The sequence below is a fragment of the Dermacoccus sp. BD5 genome (assembly GCF_044878485.1).
GTDB lineage: Bacteria > Actinomycetota > Actinomycetes > Actinomycetales > Dermatophilaceae > Dermacoccus > Dermacoccus nishinomiyaensis.
Map to the genome: position 1 here is coordinate 1 of NZ_JANJER010000030.1, position 16,514 is coordinate 16,514.

Below are 16,514 nucleotides of genomic sequence, written 5' to 3' on the forward strand. Positions count from 1 at the left end.
ACGGGCGACTCGAACACCTCCGCGGCTCCGCCCTCGGATTCCGCAACCTCACCCACTACATCGCTCGGTCGCTGCTCGAAGCCGGAGGGTTCAGACCCGCGCTACACCCTCGTTCGTGAAGAGCCGTGTTGTCGCGCGTCTCACGCAGCCACTCGGGTGAGTTGAACATCAGGCGCGGCGACCACCACACGACGGGGTCGGACGGGTGCTGCAGGTAGACGACGCGCGGTTTCTGCCACGCGCCCAGAGGGCGGTCGTACTCGTCGGCGCCCAGCTGCGACGGTTCGCCCGCGAAACGGATGTGACGCCCGCCGTTGATGACAGGGTCAATGGTCGTCGAGCCGGGCGCGCGCTCACGCGTCAGCCGCGCTCGGTTCGGCGAGAAGGCGGGCGTGCCGCTGAGGACGCCGCCGTCGGTGCGCTCCAACATCTGCTGCGGCGAGTCGAACGAGTCGTCCGCGCCGTAGGCGCCGAGCGATTCGCCGGTGAAGTACACCTTCGGGCGCTGGGCCGCGGGCATGGCGTCGACGCGGCGCCGCACCTTCTCGAGGACGATCTGCGACGCCTTGCCGGGGTCGCGTGGCGCGGTGAGCAGGCCGAACGCCGACGGCAGGTTCGAGTACGCCATCCCGACCGCAGCGGTGTCGCCGCCGAGCAGGTACTCGAACGAGGCAGCGCCCCACAGGTTGACGTATCCGGTGCTCGTCGGCGTGATGACGAGCATCGCCTTGCGCTTCCAGGCGTCGGTGCGGTCGAGCTCGGCCACCGCGAGGTCGGCGTTCTTCTCCAACGACTGATTCGCGCCGACGAACACTCGCACCGGCTCCTTGGCTGGCTTCTTCGTCACGTCGGCGATCTGCTTCGCGTCCGGCCCCGCGGCGACAAACTTCGCGCCGTCCTGGCCGAGGCTGTTCCACGTCAGTGGCGAGCCGGGGCCACCACTGCGCAAAGACGACGTCGGTGCGTGCTCACCGCGCGGCATCTGCTGGTTGACGCGGTCTGCGTTGCCCCCGACGACGGCGAGGACGGCGGGTTCGACGACGACGTCGATCGCCACGACGACCGTCGCGACCGTGATGACCGTTGCGGCGAGACGGGCCGCTGCCTCCCGCACGATGCGTGAGGAGACCTTCGTGAGGAAGAAGCGGGTGAGCCCGGCGAGGCCGCGCCAGACGAGGATGAACAGGACGAACACGACGACCGCGACGAGCGTCGAACCGGTCGGATACCACCACCCCGGCCCGTCGACGTCGACCTGGCGGCTGACCTCCCGCTGCCAGTCGATCGTCGACTGCGGGAAGCTGATGACGATCAGGGCCGCGAACGCGATGCCGATGCGGCCGAGCAGCACGCGTCGACGCGGGTTCATCGTGACATGCAGGCCCAACCAGCGCGCCGTCGCGCGGGCGAGACGCCCCAGCGCGAGGCCGAGAACGTACCCGCACACCCCGCTCAGCGCCGCGACGAGACCCTGCATCCACCAGGGGCGCGGCAGGAGTGACGGCGTGTTCGCGATGATGTAGAACAGCGCGGCGAACACGAGACCCGTGTGCGAGAAGCGTGCGAGGAGCAACCTGACGCGCGGCGGCGCGGGGGCTGCGGTGGACGGCATGAGGCTCCTCGGATCGGGGTCTGCCCCATGGTCTCAGAGCGGGCACGGCGCATGAGCCCCGGTCGCGTCGTCACCGTGCGGGGCTCGCGGCCACGCAGGTTCGACGCGCCGGGGCGCATGCGTCGTGTTCAGGTGGGGCGTGCGCGCGTGCGTCGTATCGTGCCTGCCGACGCTCGCGGCAAACCACCGCGCTCAGCGGCGGCCGCCGTCAGCTCTCGCCGGCGTCGGCGTGCTGGCCTTCGTCGGTGCTGCCCTCGTCGCTGCGACCGCCGCTCGCGACATCATTGTTCTCGCCGCCGTCGCCGCCGGTCTGGGCGCCGGGGCCGCCGTCCTGCTGGTCGACCTCGGGGGTGTAGTTCTCGCTGCTCGTGTCACTCATGGCACGAACCTACTCCCGTGACGGCGCCGCGCGCCACCGTCCGCCGGGGTGCAGCCACTATCGAAGTCGACGCGTCCTCGATGCGTCACACGCGTCAGGTCGCCGGCCCGGTCACGCGCCGGGCCGCGCCGCGTCAGTGGCGCGTGACGAGGACGGGGCAGTCGGCGTGCGTGACGCAGTAGCCGCTGACGGAGCCGAGAAGCATGCCCGTCAGCTCGCCGTGGCCGCGGCTGCCGAGCACGAGCAGCGCCGCCTCCTTGGAGCGCTTGACGAGCACATTGCGCGTGTCGCCCTCGATGACGTGCGGTCGCACCTCGATGCTCGGGTGGTCGGCCTGCACCTTCGCGACGATCTCGTCGAGCATCTGCATGCTCTCCTGCGCCGGGTCGAAGTTGGCTTCGAACGCCACGGCGTAGCCGTAGTTGGTGGGCCACTGCCACGTCGCGAGGGCCTCGAGCGGCTGCTTCGTCAGCTCGGCGTGCTGCGCGGCCCATTCGAGGGCGCTCAGCGACGACGGCGATCCGTCGACTCCGACGACGATGGGCTTGGTCGTGTTGTCAGCCATCCGAGGCACCTCTCGTGAGTGTTGCGATGAGCCCGACGCCGGGCCTCACCTTGACGCTAGGGCCGCGACGCGCCCCGGGCCAGGGACCTTTGGCACGGATCGAGCGACCACCCCATCGAACCCGGACGAACATTGCCCGCGGACGCGTCAATGATGACGCGTTCGCGGGCAATGTTCAGCGGAGCCCTCGGCTTCGGGCGCTCAGTGAGCGTCCGCCGCGTGGCGGCCCGTCCTGCGGTGCGGGTTGGTGAACATCACCGCGGCGATGATGCCGACGATGAGCACCGCGGCCGGCAGGTACAGCGTCTCGCCCATGGCGCGGGCGAACTGCTCGGCGACCTGCGTCGGCATGTGACCGCCGCCCGCCTGATGCGCGCCACCAGCAGCCTGCTCACCCAGGTGGTGGCGAAGGCGCGAATCCATGAGGGAGGCGACGGCGGCGGAACCGATGACGGCGCCGATCTGACGTGTCGTGTTGTAGATGCCCGAACCTGCGCCGGCGAAGCGCGGTTCGAGGGTGCGCGTCGCCGTCACCGAGAGCGGCGCCCACATGAACCCGTTGGCCACACCGAGCAGGCAGGCGATGGCGAGCAGCCACCAGATTGACGTGTCGGCGCCGAGCATCCGGCCGTACCAGAACAGGGCGACGGAGAAGCAGACGAGCCCGAAGCCCGCGAGGATCGCGGGGTGCTTGCGGTCGACGAGACCACCGACGACAGGGGCGAGCAGACCGGAGATGACGGCCATGGGCGCGAGCAGCAGCGCGGCCTTCGTCGGCGAGTAACCGAGAACGGCCTGCGCGTAGATCATGATCGGGAACGACATGGCCGTGATCGCGAACCCGACGGACGTGATCGCGATGTTGGCGAGGGAGAAGTTGCGGTTCGCGAACAGGTGCAGCGGCACGAGCTGCTCACCCTTGTATCGCCGTTCCCACAGGATGAACAGGACGAAGAACACAAGGCCGAGAATGATGAGCAGCGGCACCGAGACGATGCCCGTGATCGTGCCCCAGTCGTACTGCGCGCCTTCTTGGATGCCGAACACGACGCAGAACAGTGCGACGGCCGACAGCGCGACCCCGACGAGGTCGAACTTGTGCGCGTGACTCGGCAGCGACGGCACGAGCTTCCACGCCATCGCGAGACCGATGAGGCCGACGGGCACGTTAACGAAGAAGATCCACTCCCACCCGGCGTGGTCGACGAGGACGCCACCGAGGATCGGGCCGACGAGCGTCGCGACACCCGCCGTCGAACCCCACACGCCCATGGCCTTGCCGCGGCCGTCCGCGGGGAAGATGCGCGTGATGATCGCCATCGTCTGCGGCGTCATGATCGCCGCACCGAGACCCTGGACGACGCGCGCGGCGATGAGCACGCCGACGTTCGGGGCGAAGCCGCACGCGGCCGACGACAACGTGAACACGGCCAGACCGATGAGGTAGAGGTTCTTCGGGCCGAAACGGTCACCGAGGCGTCCGGTGATGAGCAGCGGCACGGCGTAGGCGAGCAGGTACCCGCTCGTCACCCACAGGACGTTGTTGAGGCTCGTGTCGAGCTTGTCGACCATCGTCTCGGTCGCCACGGAGACGATGGTCGAGTCGACGAGGATCATGAAGAACCCGATGAGCAGGGCGCTCAGCGCAGCCCACGGGTTGATGTCGGGCGCGGCGCCCGTCGTCTTCGCGCCCGCATCTGCCGCAGTTCGGCGCGCCGATGCGGACTGCTGCGGCGGGGCGCCCGTGGCGACGGACGCGCCCGCGTCAGAGTGGGCGGCGCCTGCGGCGGGAGCCGCAGGCGCGCCCGACGTCGCGGACGCGTCGTCGGTCAGTGGCTGGTCGGCCATGTGAGTTCCTTCGATTTGATGTCGTGGACGACGGAGGCGATGTAGTCGCGCTCGGTCGTCAAAGTGGCGAGGCGGTGCTCGTGGGCGAGCATCCAGATGCGTTCCGCGCCCTGGTTGCGCCCCTGCTCGAGGCTGTCGCGCATCTGGGCGATGTGCTCGTCGAGGACGGTGACGCGCTCGGTGAGCAGGCGCGCCGCGCGTTCCGGGCCGAGGGCCTCGAGCTCGCCGAGGGCGAGGGAGAATGAGAAGTAGGGGTTCTCGACGACGGTGATGGCGGAGCTGATCCACGCGACGAGGAGCTCGCGCCCCGCGTCTGTGAGGCGGTACGTCGTGCGGGGCGGGCGGTTGCCGTCCTGCTCGGTGCCCACGACCTCCGCGAGGCCGCGCGCCACGAGCCCGTCGACCTTGTGGTAGAGCGACGCGGGCCGCAGCTTCACCCACTGATCCTCCCGGCGCGCGCGGAGGGTCTGGATCATCTCGTACGGATGCATGTCGCGCTCCGCGAGAAGACTGAGGACGGCGACCGCCAGCGGCGCCACGTCCAGGGGGTCTGTTGTGGTCACGCGATGACTATTCCACATGGACTATTCAAAGACGAAACCCTCGTTCCCGTGACCTTGCTCACCCGCCCCGTAGCCAACGGCGATCTACGTCCACCTCTGCGAATTTCGTCCACCTTCGCGATCTGCGTCCACCTTCGCGATACATGGCCACATCGGAGACCCTTGGTCACATTCACCCCTGAGCGAAGCACACTGCTGCCCCGGCGCGACGCCCGTCGCGCCGGGGCAGCCGTGTGCGTCAGGAGAGGTCGGCGAGAATCCGCTCGGCGAGGGCGCCGGCCGACTGCGGGTTCTGACCCGAATAGAGGTTGCCATCGACGACGACGTGGGGACGCATCGGCAACATGCCCTTGTCGCAGTCGACGCCTGCGTCGACGAGGGCGTCCTGCAGCAGCCACTTCGCCTTCCACGCGAACGGGTTGAACCGCTCCTCGACGTTCGACAGGCCCGTCATCGTGCGACCGACGAATGCGTTGGAACCGTCGTCGCGCGTGGCGGCGAGGATGGCGGCCGGGGCGTGGCACAGCAGCGCCAGCGGCTGGCCGGAGTCGAGGCGCCGCACGAGCAGCGTCCCTGAGACGGGGTCGACGGCGAGATCCTCCATCGGGCCGTGGCCGCCGGGGTAGAACACGAGGTCGTAGTCGCTCTCGTCAACGGTGTCGAGCGCGAGAGGGTGGTCGAGCTCTTGCTTGATGGAGTCGAGGTAGGCCCGAATCTCCTTGCGGCGCTTTGGCATTCCGCCCGCGACGCCGAGGCTCAGCTCATCGAGCGTCGGCGCGACGCCGCCGGGCGTCGCGATCGTGGTGCCCCACCCGGCCTCGCGGAACAGGCGGTGCGGCTCGGCCAGCTCCTCCGCCCAGTAGCCGGTCGGGTGCACCGAACCGTCCTTCAGCGTCCAGCCGGTGGCTGCGGTGACGACGAACAGCACCTTGGTCATGGCGATTCACCCTTCGTTGCGGTCGGCGCGGCCGTCGACCCGTCGGAAACAACCGGCGCCCGACGGTGTTGATTCCCCCTGACGGACCTCCTACGAAGGACGAACCCATGCAGACCATTCTGGGCGCCGGTGGCCCCATCGCCGACGAACTCGCTCGTGCGCCGGAGTTCTACGGCCCGGGCAAGACGAAGAGTCTGACGATCAGATGGTGTTCGACCGTATCGGGGCGGGCAAACGCCCGGTTGTCCCGTTGAGCGCCACGACGAAGCGCTCGCTCATCTGGACCCCGGACGCCTCCCGCGCCATGGCGCTGCTCGGCAACACGCCCGACGCGATCGGCCAGACCTGGCGCCTGCCGATCGACCCCGACCGCGAGACGTACGCGCAGCTCGTCGAGATCGCCTCCGAGGTCGCGGGTCGTACCGTGAGGGCATCGAGCAGATCCTCGCTGACTGACCGGGCGAGCGAGTCTGTCAGCGACGAGAACGAGCGCGTTTCACGTGAAACACCACACCGTCAGGCCGCGGCGCCCTCACCCTCGACGAGGCCCTGCTCGACCCAATCCCGCGCCGACAGGCTCGTCAGCGCATAGACGACGAGCAGGTCGACGGAGAGGGACAGCAACGCGCCGAACGTCGGCCGCGTGCCCTGGAGGTACTGCCACATCTGGCTCGCCTGCGACAGGGTGACGAGAGCGATCATGATGAGTCGCGCCCACACCCCGCCGAAGAACGTGCGGTACGCGAGCCACAGGATCGGCACATAGGTCAATACCCCGATCCACAGGGCGACGTTCGCCGGCAACTCCGCCGGAACGTCGCCAAGGACGTCCCGCCCGTTCGGCCCCAGAACGCCGTCGCCACCCCAGACGAGCGCCGCCATCGACACGAGGGCCGAGGCGACCGCGAGCACGCACGCCGCGACGATCGAGGGCGGGCGCCGCCCCACCGTGCCGAGCACCTGCCCGTCCTCGCTGACGCCGTACGCCGTCGCGCCTGGGGCGACGGCAACGGCGGTGAGGTCGACGACGGGCAGGTCGCCGTCCGTCATCACTGCGTCGCCGCCGCCGTTGCGGCTGTGATAGCCGGTCGTGAAGTCGTGGAGCATCTCGACGCTGACGGCCGCATCGGCGTCCGTCACCGTGCGCAGCACGTGGTCGCGTTCGGTGTCGATGTCGCGAGCGATACGGTGCGTGACCTGCAGCGTGAAGAACGACAGGCCGACGCCGGAGTCGAACGTGCCCGACGCCAACCATTCGATGCGCCGTCCACCGGGCAACAACCACCCCTCGGGCGTCGGCCAGAACCGTACGTGGTGACGCTGTGACGGGTTGCCGTCGACCTCCTGCTGGTACGCGAACGCCTGGGTTCGCCGGAACAGCACGAGCGGGCTGACGGGTGCCTCGGCGTAGCTTCGGCGCAGCAGCGACGACACGACGATGCGGACGCTCGACCCGAGCGTCACCGGGTCGGCCTTGACCCACCCGGCGCGCGTCATCGTCTCGTGGATCTGCTGTTCGTCGCCGATGAATGCGAGGTTGAGGGGGTCGCCGAGGCGCCCGTCCGTCGTACGGCTGCAGCCGATGAAGTAGTCGGGTACGTAGATCGTCGTGAGGACGCGGTGCAACCGTGGCAGCGCCAGGTAGGCCATGACGGCCCAGAACCCGACGAGCAACAGGAGCAGCGACCACGACCACGTCGCCTCGCGTAGCAGCAGCACGGCGAAGACGAACGAGCAGATCATGACGGCGAAGAAGAAGACGTTCTCGAGCCACGCCAGCCCGAGATGGCGGCCGAGGCCGCCCATCATGACGACCGGCTCAGCGGCCCCACCCGCGCCGGATTCGCGGACCGGGGCCAGGGCGCGCGAGGGGTCGGTGCTCGCGCGTGTCTCGCTCGAGCGTCCGTCGCGTTTCATGGTCCTCCCCACCCGTCACGACCCCCTCCCGACGAGGGTGCGCACCCATTGTCCCCCACGTTCGCCCCGCATCCCGGCCGGGCGGCGTGGCGGTGGCCGTTGCGGTCGACGACCGAACAGCGGGAGGCCGGACGCCGATGCGCCCACCATCGGCTGTCGAAGTTTTCGGCTCGAGCTCTCGTGTTCCACGTCACACACGGCAATACTGAAGAAGGAGGTGTACCCAACACGCACCGACTCGAGAACAGGAAAATGCCATGAACCGTTCTGTCCGCACCACATGCTTGACGACGTTCGCCGGAGCCGCACTGTTCAGCGCCCCCGCCTACGCAGCCCCCACGGCCGGGCCCGGCGTGTCGGCGACTCCAAGCATCACCTACACGACCGACGGCACCACCGTCGCATTCGACTTCAACCTCAAGGGCACGCAGCACCATGCCAACGGGCCGGATCACACGACGACTCGTACCCCTGGTCCCATGTCCATGAGTGTCGACTTCGGTGACGGCAAAGGCCGTACCGGCGGTGATTCCGGCGTCCTGCAGTGCACCTCGAAGGGCGTCTCGCCACTCAACTTCTCGTCTCATTACCAGTACCGCTACGCCAAGCCCGGCACATACAAGGTGAAGCTCGACTTCCGGTACTGCGGTGACGCCAACAACTCCCACGTCACGAAGACCGTCGACGTGAAGGTCGATGCGACGCCGGCGCCCCCTGGCAGGGGTGGCATCAAGCCGTTCATGAACAGCGACCTCTTCGTGTCCAGTTCCGGCCGCACGCTGACCTACGATTTCGTCGCGCAGGGAGTGCAGCACTACGTCTCCGCCAATGGGGGCACGCCGTACCCGAACAAGGATCTCACCGGCTACCAGATCGACTTCGGTGACGGCAAGAGCACCGGCGGCAACGGTACCGGGGGCGCGACCTGTACCGACGTGGGCGCCGACCCGGTCTACCTCAACCTCGACGACCTGAGCCACACCTACGCCAAGGCGGGCACGTACACCGTCAAGGCCACGGGCTACTACTGCGGTGACGGGGGCGAGAAGACCGTAACGTCGACGAAGGTCGTGAAGATCGGCGCGTCGGCGCAGCCCGTGCCCACGCCGTCCAAGCCGGGAACCTCCGGCGGCACGACGACGGGTTCGACCACCGTGGGCCCGAAGGTGCAGACCGACATGACGCACGAGGGCAGCTCGACGAACAACACCGCGGCGTTCGCGGGCGGCGCGCTTCTCGTCGCAGCGGGCGGCACGCTCGTCGTTCGCCGTCGCACCCGCTGACGGACCCGGCGAGCGGCCAGCCTTCATGGCGGCCCTCGCCGACACCCGGCATCGAAACGGCCCGAACCTCGAGAGGTTCGGGCCGTTTCGCATGTACCCAGCCGGGGCGCCGGGCAGTGGCTCAGGTGAGTTCGAGGTACTCGTCCCAGCCACCGGGCGGCGTCTCGCCGGGAGCGAGGGCCTGCAGCTTCTTGACGACCTTCGGGTCCTGCGCGTCCATCCAGTCGCACAGCTCACGGAAGGACACCATCTTGGCGTCCTTGTGCGCGGCGACCTTGCGCATGACCTCCTCGACGGCGTCCATGTAGATGCCGCCGTTCCAGCCCTCGAAGTGGTTGCCGATGACGAGCGGAGCACGGTTGCCCTCGTACGAACGGTTGAACCCGGCCATGTAGGAGTCGACGGCCTGCTTGCGCCACGTCGCGTGCATGGCCGGGTTGCCCTTCGTCACCTTCGACTGGTTGAACATGATGTTGTAGTCCATCGACAGCACCTGGAAGCGCGTGCCGGCCAGCGGGATGGACTGCAGGCTCATGTCCCACAGCCCCTTGTCCTTCTTCGGCCACATCTGCAGGGTGCTCTTGCTCGTGTCGTAGCGCCACCCGAGCTTCTCGGCCTCGGTGCGCAGGTTGTCGCCGCCCTCGAGGCAGGGCGTTCGTCCACCGATGAGTTCCTTGTCGTAGTCGAAGGGCAGCGGCGGAAGGTCGTGGAACCCGGTGTTGGTGCGCCAGTTCGCGACGAACGAGCGGGCCTGATCGATCTCGCTGCCCCAGTCGCTCGGCGACCACGTCGAGCCACCCGTCGGGCCGCAGAAGTGGCCGTTGAAGTGGGTACCGATCTCGTGGCCCTCAGTCCACGACTCACCGATGCCCTTGATCGTCGCGTGGACGCAGTCATCGGGCAGGAAGTTGATGTCGGTCGCCCCGGGCTTGTGGTGCGGCGCGTGGTACAACGTCTTCTTGCTCTCGGGCAGGAAGTAGATGCCGGAGAGGAACAGCGTCATGTGCGCGCCGGTTTCACGTGAAACCTTGCGGAAACGCGACAGCAACGGGTTGTCGACGAGCTCGGCGGCGCCGTCCCACGACACGACGACGAACTGCGGCGGCACGTCGCCCTTCTTGAGCTTCTTGGGCTTGTAGAGCCCCGGCTGCGGGCCGGTGTCGCTCATCGACCCGTCGCCGATCGTCTTGCCCTGCGGGCTCGCCGACGACGCCGACGCCTTGGCCGAGCTGCCGGCCTTGACGCCCTTGCCGGAGCCGTCCGACTTCGACGACGTGCTGCATGCGGCGAGCGCCCACACGCCCGCGCCGCTCAGCACGGTGCGGCGCGCCACCGCAGCCTTCGACAGCGCCTTCGCGGTGCCGTCGTCGCCTCGTCCATCGTTCGTCGTTCCGTTGCCGTCAGCGGCCATGCTCACGTGTTCCTCCCGTTTGCCCCCGGTGTTCTTGTCTGCCGTTCCACAGTACGCGGGACCCCTGACGAGCGCCGAAGTCGACGCGCCGGACGGTGCGTCAGAGCAGGTCCTCCATCGCACAGCAGAGCACCTCGACGGCCGTCGCCCGCGCGCGGCAGGTCGACATCGGCACCTGGCCGAAACGGCCTCGCGCGACGGGGCTGCGGTTCAGCGCCCGGGTCGCGTGCTCGTCCCAGGTGACGTCGACGAACCAGGCGCCGTCAGCCTCGACGACCGCGCGCACGCGACCGAAAGCGCACACCTCCTGGCGCACGGCGAGATAGGCCCAGATGACGTCGCCCGCCCGCATCGTGCGGTAGCCACTGCGCAGGCACCAGCGTTCGAGTGGCTGCGAGCGCCCGATGGCAGCCCACACCGCCGTGGCGTCCGAGCGGGTGCGCCAGTCGTCGGGCTGGTGCTCGGCGTGCGCTGCGGGGTTGATGGGCAGCAACCAGTGGGCGTCCGAGCGCGACGGCGTGGCTACGGAATCCATACTCGTCAGCTTTCCACGCCGCAGCGGTGTTCCGCCTAGTCTCGCTGGCATGACCGTGAATCACCTCACCGACGAGGATTTCCTGGCTCTCTACGGCAGGTGGGCGCCGCTGACCCCGAGTGACGTCAAGCACTTCTTCGCGAGCTACCCCGGCTTGTGGTGGATCGCCGGGGGCTGGGCCATCGAGGCCTTCACGGGTGCATCACGCGAACACGACGACATCGATCCGTCCGTACTGCGTAATGACCTGCCCCTGCTTCGACGTCATCTCGCAGGACGCCTGCACGCCTGGGCCGCCGCGGCGGGTTCATTGACCCCACTGCTTCCCGACGTCGACGCGGATGGCGCGCCTGACGACGTCCTCCCGCGCGGGTGCGGGCAGATCTGGGCGAGGCCGGATGCCGCGAGCGCCTGGGAGTACGACATCCTGCTCAGCCCGGGGAGCGAGCAAGAGTGGGTCTACAAACGCGATTCCCGCCTTCGCCTCCCGATGACGCGAGCCCTGTGGGAGCGAGACGGCGTGCGGTACCTCCGGCCGGAACTACAACTGCTCTTGAAATCGCGCGGGTTACGCGACAAGGACGAGCGCGACTTCACCGTCACGGCGCCACTGCTCGAGCGTTCGACACGAGAATGGCTGCGGGATGCCCTGACGCTCACCGAACCGAACCACCCCTGGATCGCTCGGCTGGACGATCTCGGCGCGTGATGTCGTACGGCTCGCGGTGACCTTGCCCGAGATCGCGTTGGGAACGACGCGATCTCGGGCAAGGTCATCACGTTCAGCCGTGCACCGCGGGCGCCTGGGCCTGACGTCGCGCCACCACTCGATGCACACCCTCGAGCGCGGCGATGCCGACGAGCGCGCAGACGCCCGCGATCGCCATCCTCGACAGGTTCGTCGGGTCGAGCGAGAACCAGCGACGCGTGAACGGCAGCAGGAACATCGGGACGTAGGCGAGGAAGCACGCCGTCACGAGCGCGACGCGCAGGCGGTCGAGCGGACGCGCGACGATGACGAGCACCCACCAGCTGCACGCGATGAGTGTCGTGAGCGTCGCCGTCGCGATCTGGGTGTGCCCGGCGCCGAACCCTCCGTCGGTGACGGCGTCCGCACCGCCGCCCTGGCCGTGGCGCACGAGCAGGTAGCACGCGAGCGTGACGGCGGCGATGACGAGCCCCGACGGAATCGCGAACCGCATGACGCGCGGCACGAATCCGCTGCGCGCTCGTTCGCTGTTGGGCAGCAGTGACAGCACGAACGAAGGGACGCCGATCGTGAACCAGGCGGCGATCGTCAGGTGGATCGGCTCGAACGGGTACGCGAGCGAGGGCGTGTGGAACAGGTGCGCGCCGAGCCCGAGCAGGCCGATGACGAGGGCGAGCGTCACCGCGTAGATCGTCTTCGTGAGGAACAGGTGAGCGACGCGTTCGATGTTGCCGATGACGCGGCGGCCCTCGGCGACGACGTGCGGCAGCGTCGCGAACTTGTTGTCGAGCAGGACGATCTGGGCGACGGCGCGTGTCGCGTCGCTGCCGGAGCCCATGGCGACGCCGACGTCCGCATCCTTGAGGGCGAGGACGTCGTTGACGCCGTCACCGGTCATCGCGACGATGCGGTCGCGGCTGTGCAGCGCCCGCACCATCGCGCGCTTGCCGTCGGGCTTGACGCGGCCGAACACGACGCCCTTGTCGAGCGCGTCGGCGAGTTCGGCTGTGTCCGTGGGCAGCTTGCGCGCGTCGAGCGCCTGGTCGGCCTCGCCGAGGCCGAGGGACTCGGCGACGGCGCCGACGCTGCGCGCGTTGTCGCCGGAGATGACCTTCACCTCGACGCCCTGGTCGTGGAAGTACTCGAGTGTCTTCGCGGCGTCGGGGCGCACCTTCTGCGCGAGCACGACGAGGGCGCGCGGCGTCAGCTCGCCGGGCGCGTCGTCGGCGTCGACGCGCGTCTCCGCCTCGGCGAGCAGCAGAACGCGAGCGCCGCTCGCGCCGACCTCGGTTGCGCGCTCACCGTCGGCGCTGTCGGGGTCGAGCAGGATGTCGGCGGCGCCCATGACCCAGTTGCCGTGCCCGGCGAACGAGACGCCCGACCACTTCGTCGCGGAACTGAACGGCGCCCGCGCCTCGACGCCCCAGCCCGGCGCATCGCCGAACGCGTCCTTGACGGCGAGCATCGTCGCGTTCGGGTGCTCGTCGGCGTGCGCGAGGGCTGCGAGTGCCTCCTTTGCACCGCCCTCGTCGGTGTCACCGAGCGGTTCGACACGATCGAGTGTCATGCCGGGTTCGGTGAGGGTGCCCGTCTTGTCGGCGCAGACGACATCGACGCGCGCGAGGCCCTCGATCGCTGGCAGCTCGTTGACGAGGCACTGACGGCGCCCGAGGCGGATGACGCCGACGGCGAACGCGACGGACGTCAGCAGCACGAGGCCCTCGGGCACCATCGGGGTCAGTGCGGCCACCATGCCGAGGACGGCCTGCTTCCAGTCGTCGCGCGCGAGCAGCAGCTGGTTGACGATCGTGATGAGGCCGGCGGGGATGAGCAGGTAGGTGATGACCTTGAGGATGCTGTCGATGCCGCTGCGCAGTTCGGAGCGCACGAGCGTGAATTCGCCGGCGTCGGCCGTGAGCTTGGCGGCGTACGAATCTCCACCGACGGCGGTGGCGCGCATCAGCCCCGAGCCCGCGACGACGAAGCTGCCGGAGCGCAGTTCGTCGTCGCTGCGCTTGTCGATCGGGTCTGATTCACCCGTCAGCAGTGACTCGTCGACGTCGAGGTGATCGGCGCGCACGACGACACCGTCGACGGCGATCTGCGAACCGGACGACAGCTCGACGATGTCGCCGGTGACGATGTCCGTCGTCGGGATCTTCTTCGCCTCGCCGTCGCGCCGTACCGTCACCTCGGCCGTGTTGACGATGCTGAGCTGCTTCAGCGTGTGACGGGCGCGCAGCTCCTGCGCGATGCCGACGATGCTGTTGATGACGATGGCGAGCCCGAACAGCGCGTTGCGCAGCGAGCCCGTCGCGACGACGAGGGCCACGAGGATCGCGAAGATCGCGTTGATGCGTGTGAACAGGTTCGCTCGCACGATCTGCCACGTCGAGCGCATACCGTCGTCAGGGGCGTGGTTGACCTCCCCGCGACGCGTCAGTTCCTCCACCTCGGCCGTGCTCAGGCCCGCCTCGTGCTGTTCCCGCTCTCCCATCGACCCATTGTCTCGTGACGGCCTCCCCCGCGTGGCGCGAGGGCCGGGCCGAGACTCAGGGTGGCGGGTCACTCACAGGTAGGCGGGCAGCCGCGCGCCTACCTGTGAGTACCCGCCATCATGGGCTGCGATCAGATCTTCGACGCGCGATACCCCGCCTTGATCGCGGCAGCCGGCGTCGAGAAGCACATCTCGGGGTGCGTCTTCGCGTAGAAGCGCTGGCCGGGCCTGTGGAAGATGTGGCTCGACGCATTGCCCTTGATCGGCGCCCAACTGGGGCAGTTGACGCTGCCCTTCGGCATGACGATGGCGCTGCCGCGCGATGGCGCGGGGGCCGTCACCTTGACGTAGACACGCGTCGATGTCGAGGCCTTGTTCGTCGACGTCGCCTTGAGCTGAACGCTCCAGTATCCGCTCGCCTGCGGGGCCATCGACGTCGCGAAGTTGCCGCGCGCATCGGCCTTCAGCGTGCGCTGCGCGGTGTTCGGGGCAGAACCGTCAGCGTCGAAGAACACGACGACAGACGCACCCGGAGTCGCCGTCCAGGTCTTCGCCAGCTTCTGCGCCTGGCCCTTGAGCGTGATGCTCGAGCCCTTCGTGACCGTCGTCGGTGTCACGGCAAGGTTCGCGACGCGCGTCGTGACGGTCGCCGCGGCCAGGGCGGGCGTGGCGGTGAAGGCGGTGGCGGCGGCGAGCGTCGTCGCGCCGGCCAGGGCGAGGGCACGGTTCATCTGGGCGTTTCCTTCGAGGTGGGAGGGGTGACGGCCGTCGGCACGTCACCGCCGATCCTAGAGGTCATTGCGCTTTCAAGTTCTTGCTTTGCCCGAATCTCGCCGCTGGGCCGCCTGCCTCGTCGAACGGGGGCTGATTTCGTGGACACCGGCGACGGGCAATCATCCGGCGCTCCGGCAGTATGCGAGGCATGATCACGTCATGGTGAGGAACGTGTGGCTGCGTCCAGCGTCCGAGGCGGGCAGCCCGGACAGCACGGACACCGCCCGGTGCGCCATGTGCGGTGAGGCCGTCGGTGAGGACGGCGTGATCGTCGATGTCCTCACAGCCGAGGGTAGGCATGTGTATCGGGCGCTTTGTTCCAGCGACGCGGCCTGTCCCACCGAGATGGCTGACGTCGTCCGGTTGATGAGGACCCCACCCTCACCGGGCCGCTGATCATCGTTCAACAACCCCGCGCAGGCATGACCTCACCTGGGCCAGGTGGCGCGTCATTCCTCCGCAACCGCCGCCCCGGCCGCGGTGCACGTTTTGATCACCTGGCCCGATGCGTCAGGAAAGTCAGTGGGGCTGCTGCCCGGTGCAGGTGAGGCCGGCAGAGGTCTCACCGTGCACGACATGCGTGTACGGCCCATCCTTGATGGTGATGTCGTACCCGTTGGCGTGCGCTGAAGGCACGCTCGAGGTCAGGAGAACCTCCACGAGTGCTTGGTGGCCAGGCAGGATCTCGCGGGGGTGGCTGACAGCTGGTAGCCGTGCGGCACCGACGCTCATGGCAGCTTCTGGCTCGAACCTGCCATGGGCTCGTCCTGCGTCGATGGCGGCGAAGTCGGCGACCCGGACTTTTGTCGACCCGCCCCCTACCGTGACGTTGACGATGCTGGCCGCATGGCTGTCGGTGTTGGCGACGATTTCCGCGGGAGAGGTCTTCCCTTCGTTTGGCCCGCAATTCATGAGCGAGTACGTGCCCATGTCAGCCTTGAGCCGTACGTCCTTGGGTCCACCGAAGATGGCCACGAGGGCCAAAGCAATACCGAGTGTGATGACGATGACCACCCACGTGAGAGCTGAGGAGGGCTCGTCGGGGCGAGGACGCGGGGCAGCCATGGGGGAACCTTTCCGGGGCGCCGCGCGGCGGCCACCTGCTCACTCTAGGAGGGTGGCCCCAGTGCAGCCGCTCATCGCTTCAACAGATCGTAGCGTTCGAGGCGGGTGGACTGTCTGAGGTATGCGGAACCCTTCGTTTGAGCTACCGAATCGTCGCTGGGTGCGTGGTTAGGCTGGCCAGATCGCGTCAGTGAGATCGAGGAGAGTCATGTCAGCGCTTGCCGCCAACTCTTACCGGCCACAACCCAGCCGCGCGGTGGGAACGGGACCGGAGTGCTTGTGCTGGTGGGTTCTAGTGTCGCGCGTCATTAATTCGTTGACAGTATGGGATGATGGCATATGCCGTCACCTGTGCTGGAGATCAGCGAAGAGGACCGTGCGACCCTGACCTCGTGGACACGGTCGCGGACGTTGCCGGC

Annotated in this window: 14 protein-coding genes and 1 pseudogene; 3 read left to right on the forward strand and 12 right to left on the reverse strand. The window is 68.4% G+C overall.

The features are described 5' to 3' along the window. Positions 1-139: 139 nt before the first annotated feature. The 6 genes and pseudogenes from NQ706_RS13480 to NQ706_RS13505 form a co-directional block, all read right to left on the reverse strand. Positions 140-1,612 (reverse strand): annotated as a pseudogene (locus NQ706_RS13480) (alpha/beta-hydrolase family protein); the annotation flags it as partial. Between the two features lie 208 nt (positions 1,613-1,820). Further along, positions 1,821-1,991, reverse strand: a complete 171-nt coding sequence (locus tag NQ706_RS13485; protein ID WP_167539812.1) for a hypothetical protein — start codon at positions 1,989-1,991, stop codon at positions 1,821-1,823. 133 nt (positions 1,992-2,124) lie between these two features. Next, on the reverse strand, positions 2,125-2,556 hold the full coding sequence (locus NQ706_RS13490; protein ID WP_038566055.1) for a universal stress protein: 432 nt from the start codon (positions 2,554-2,556) through the stop codon (positions 2,125-2,127). A 201-nt stretch (positions 2,557-2,757) separates the two neighbouring features. Next, positions 2,758-4,404, reverse strand: coding sequence for a DHA2 family efflux MFS transporter permease subunit (locus tag NQ706_RS13495; protein WP_038566061.1), 1,647 nt, complete (start codon positions 4,402-4,404; stop codon positions 2,758-2,760). Further along, the gene (locus tag NQ706_RS13500; protein WP_231729444.1) at positions 4,386-4,967 is read right to left on the reverse strand and encodes a PadR family transcriptional regulator; all 582 of its coding nucleotides are present in this window, start codon (positions 4,965-4,967) and stop codon (positions 4,386-4,388) included. Before NQ706_RS13500 ends, NQ706_RS13495 begins: the two co-directional genes overlap by 19 nt. A 238-nt stretch (positions 4,968-5,205) precedes the next feature. Further along, complete coding sequence (locus NQ706_RS13505) at positions 5,206-5,904, reverse strand: type 1 glutamine amidotransferase domain-containing protein (RefSeq protein ID WP_038566066.1); 699 nt, start codon at positions 5,902-5,904, stop codon at positions 5,206-5,208. Positions 5,905-6,011: 107 nt separating this feature from the next. Between NQ706_RS13505 and NQ706_RS13510 the strand changes: the two genes are divergently transcribed. Beyond that, positions 6,012-6,158, forward strand: coding sequence for a hypothetical protein (locus tag NQ706_RS13510; RefSeq protein ID WP_231729443.1), 147 nt, complete (start codon positions 6,012-6,014; stop codon positions 6,156-6,158). Between the two features lie 262 nt (positions 6,159-6,420). Here the strand turns inward: NQ706_RS13510 and NQ706_RS13515 are convergent, their stop codons facing one another. Further along, positions 6,421-7,821, reverse strand: coding sequence for an LssY C-terminal domain-containing protein (locus tag NQ706_RS13515; protein WP_038566076.1), 1,401 nt, complete (start codon positions 7,819-7,821; stop codon positions 6,421-6,423). Positions 7,822-8,078: 257 nt separating this feature from the next. Between NQ706_RS13515 and NQ706_RS13520 the strand changes: the two genes are divergently transcribed. Next, positions 8,079-9,104: a hypothetical protein gene (locus tag NQ706_RS13520; RefSeq protein ID WP_038566079.1), complete on the forward strand. Its 1,026-nt coding sequence runs from the start codon at positions 8,079-8,081 to the stop codon at positions 9,102-9,104. A gap of 121 nt (positions 9,105-9,225) precedes the next feature. Here NQ706_RS13520 and NQ706_RS13525 read toward each other — a convergent pair whose 3' ends face one another. Together NQ706_RS13525 and NQ706_RS13530 are read right to left on the reverse strand one after the other, a co-directional pair. Next, a complete protein-coding gene (locus NQ706_RS13525) occupies positions 9,226-10,515 on the reverse strand; it encodes a hypothetical protein (RefSeq protein ID WP_081873509.1) in 1,290 nt (429 codons plus the stop codon). 100 nt (positions 10,516-10,615) lie between these two features. Continuing rightward, positions 10,616-11,050 carry a hypothetical protein gene (locus tag NQ706_RS13530; RefSeq protein ID WP_051805389.1) on the reverse strand — a complete coding sequence of 145 codons (435 nt, stop codon included), beginning with the start codon at positions 11,048-11,050 and terminating at the stop codon, positions 10,616-10,618. 49 nt (positions 11,051-11,099) lie between these two features. Here NQ706_RS13530 and NQ706_RS13535 point away from each other — a divergent pair, with 49 nt between their 5' ends. After that, positions 11,100-11,759: a hypothetical protein gene (locus tag NQ706_RS13535; protein WP_006945081.1), complete on the forward strand. Its 660-nt coding sequence runs from the start codon at positions 11,100-11,102 to the stop codon at positions 11,757-11,759. 73 nt (positions 11,760-11,832) lie between these two features. Here NQ706_RS13535 and NQ706_RS13540 read toward each other — a convergent pair whose 3' ends face one another. The 3 genes from NQ706_RS13540 to NQ706_RS13550 form a co-directional block, all read right to left on the reverse strand. Next, entirely contained in the window at positions 11,833-14,256 is a 2,424-nt protein-coding gene (locus NQ706_RS13540; RefSeq protein ID WP_038566088.1) for an HAD-IC family P-type ATPase, read from the reverse strand. A 131-nt stretch (positions 14,257-14,387) separates the two neighbouring features. Continuing rightward, complete coding sequence (locus NQ706_RS13545) at positions 14,388-14,987, reverse strand: hypothetical protein (RefSeq protein WP_038566091.1); 600 nt, start codon at positions 14,985-14,987, stop codon at positions 14,388-14,390. A 562-nt stretch (positions 14,988-15,549) separates the two neighbouring features. After that, the gene (locus NQ706_RS13550; RefSeq protein WP_144708553.1) at positions 15,550-16,095 is read right to left on the reverse strand and encodes a hypothetical protein; all 546 of its coding nucleotides are present in this window, start codon (positions 16,093-16,095) and stop codon (positions 15,550-15,552) included. Positions 16,096-16,514: the final 419 nt, after the last annotated feature.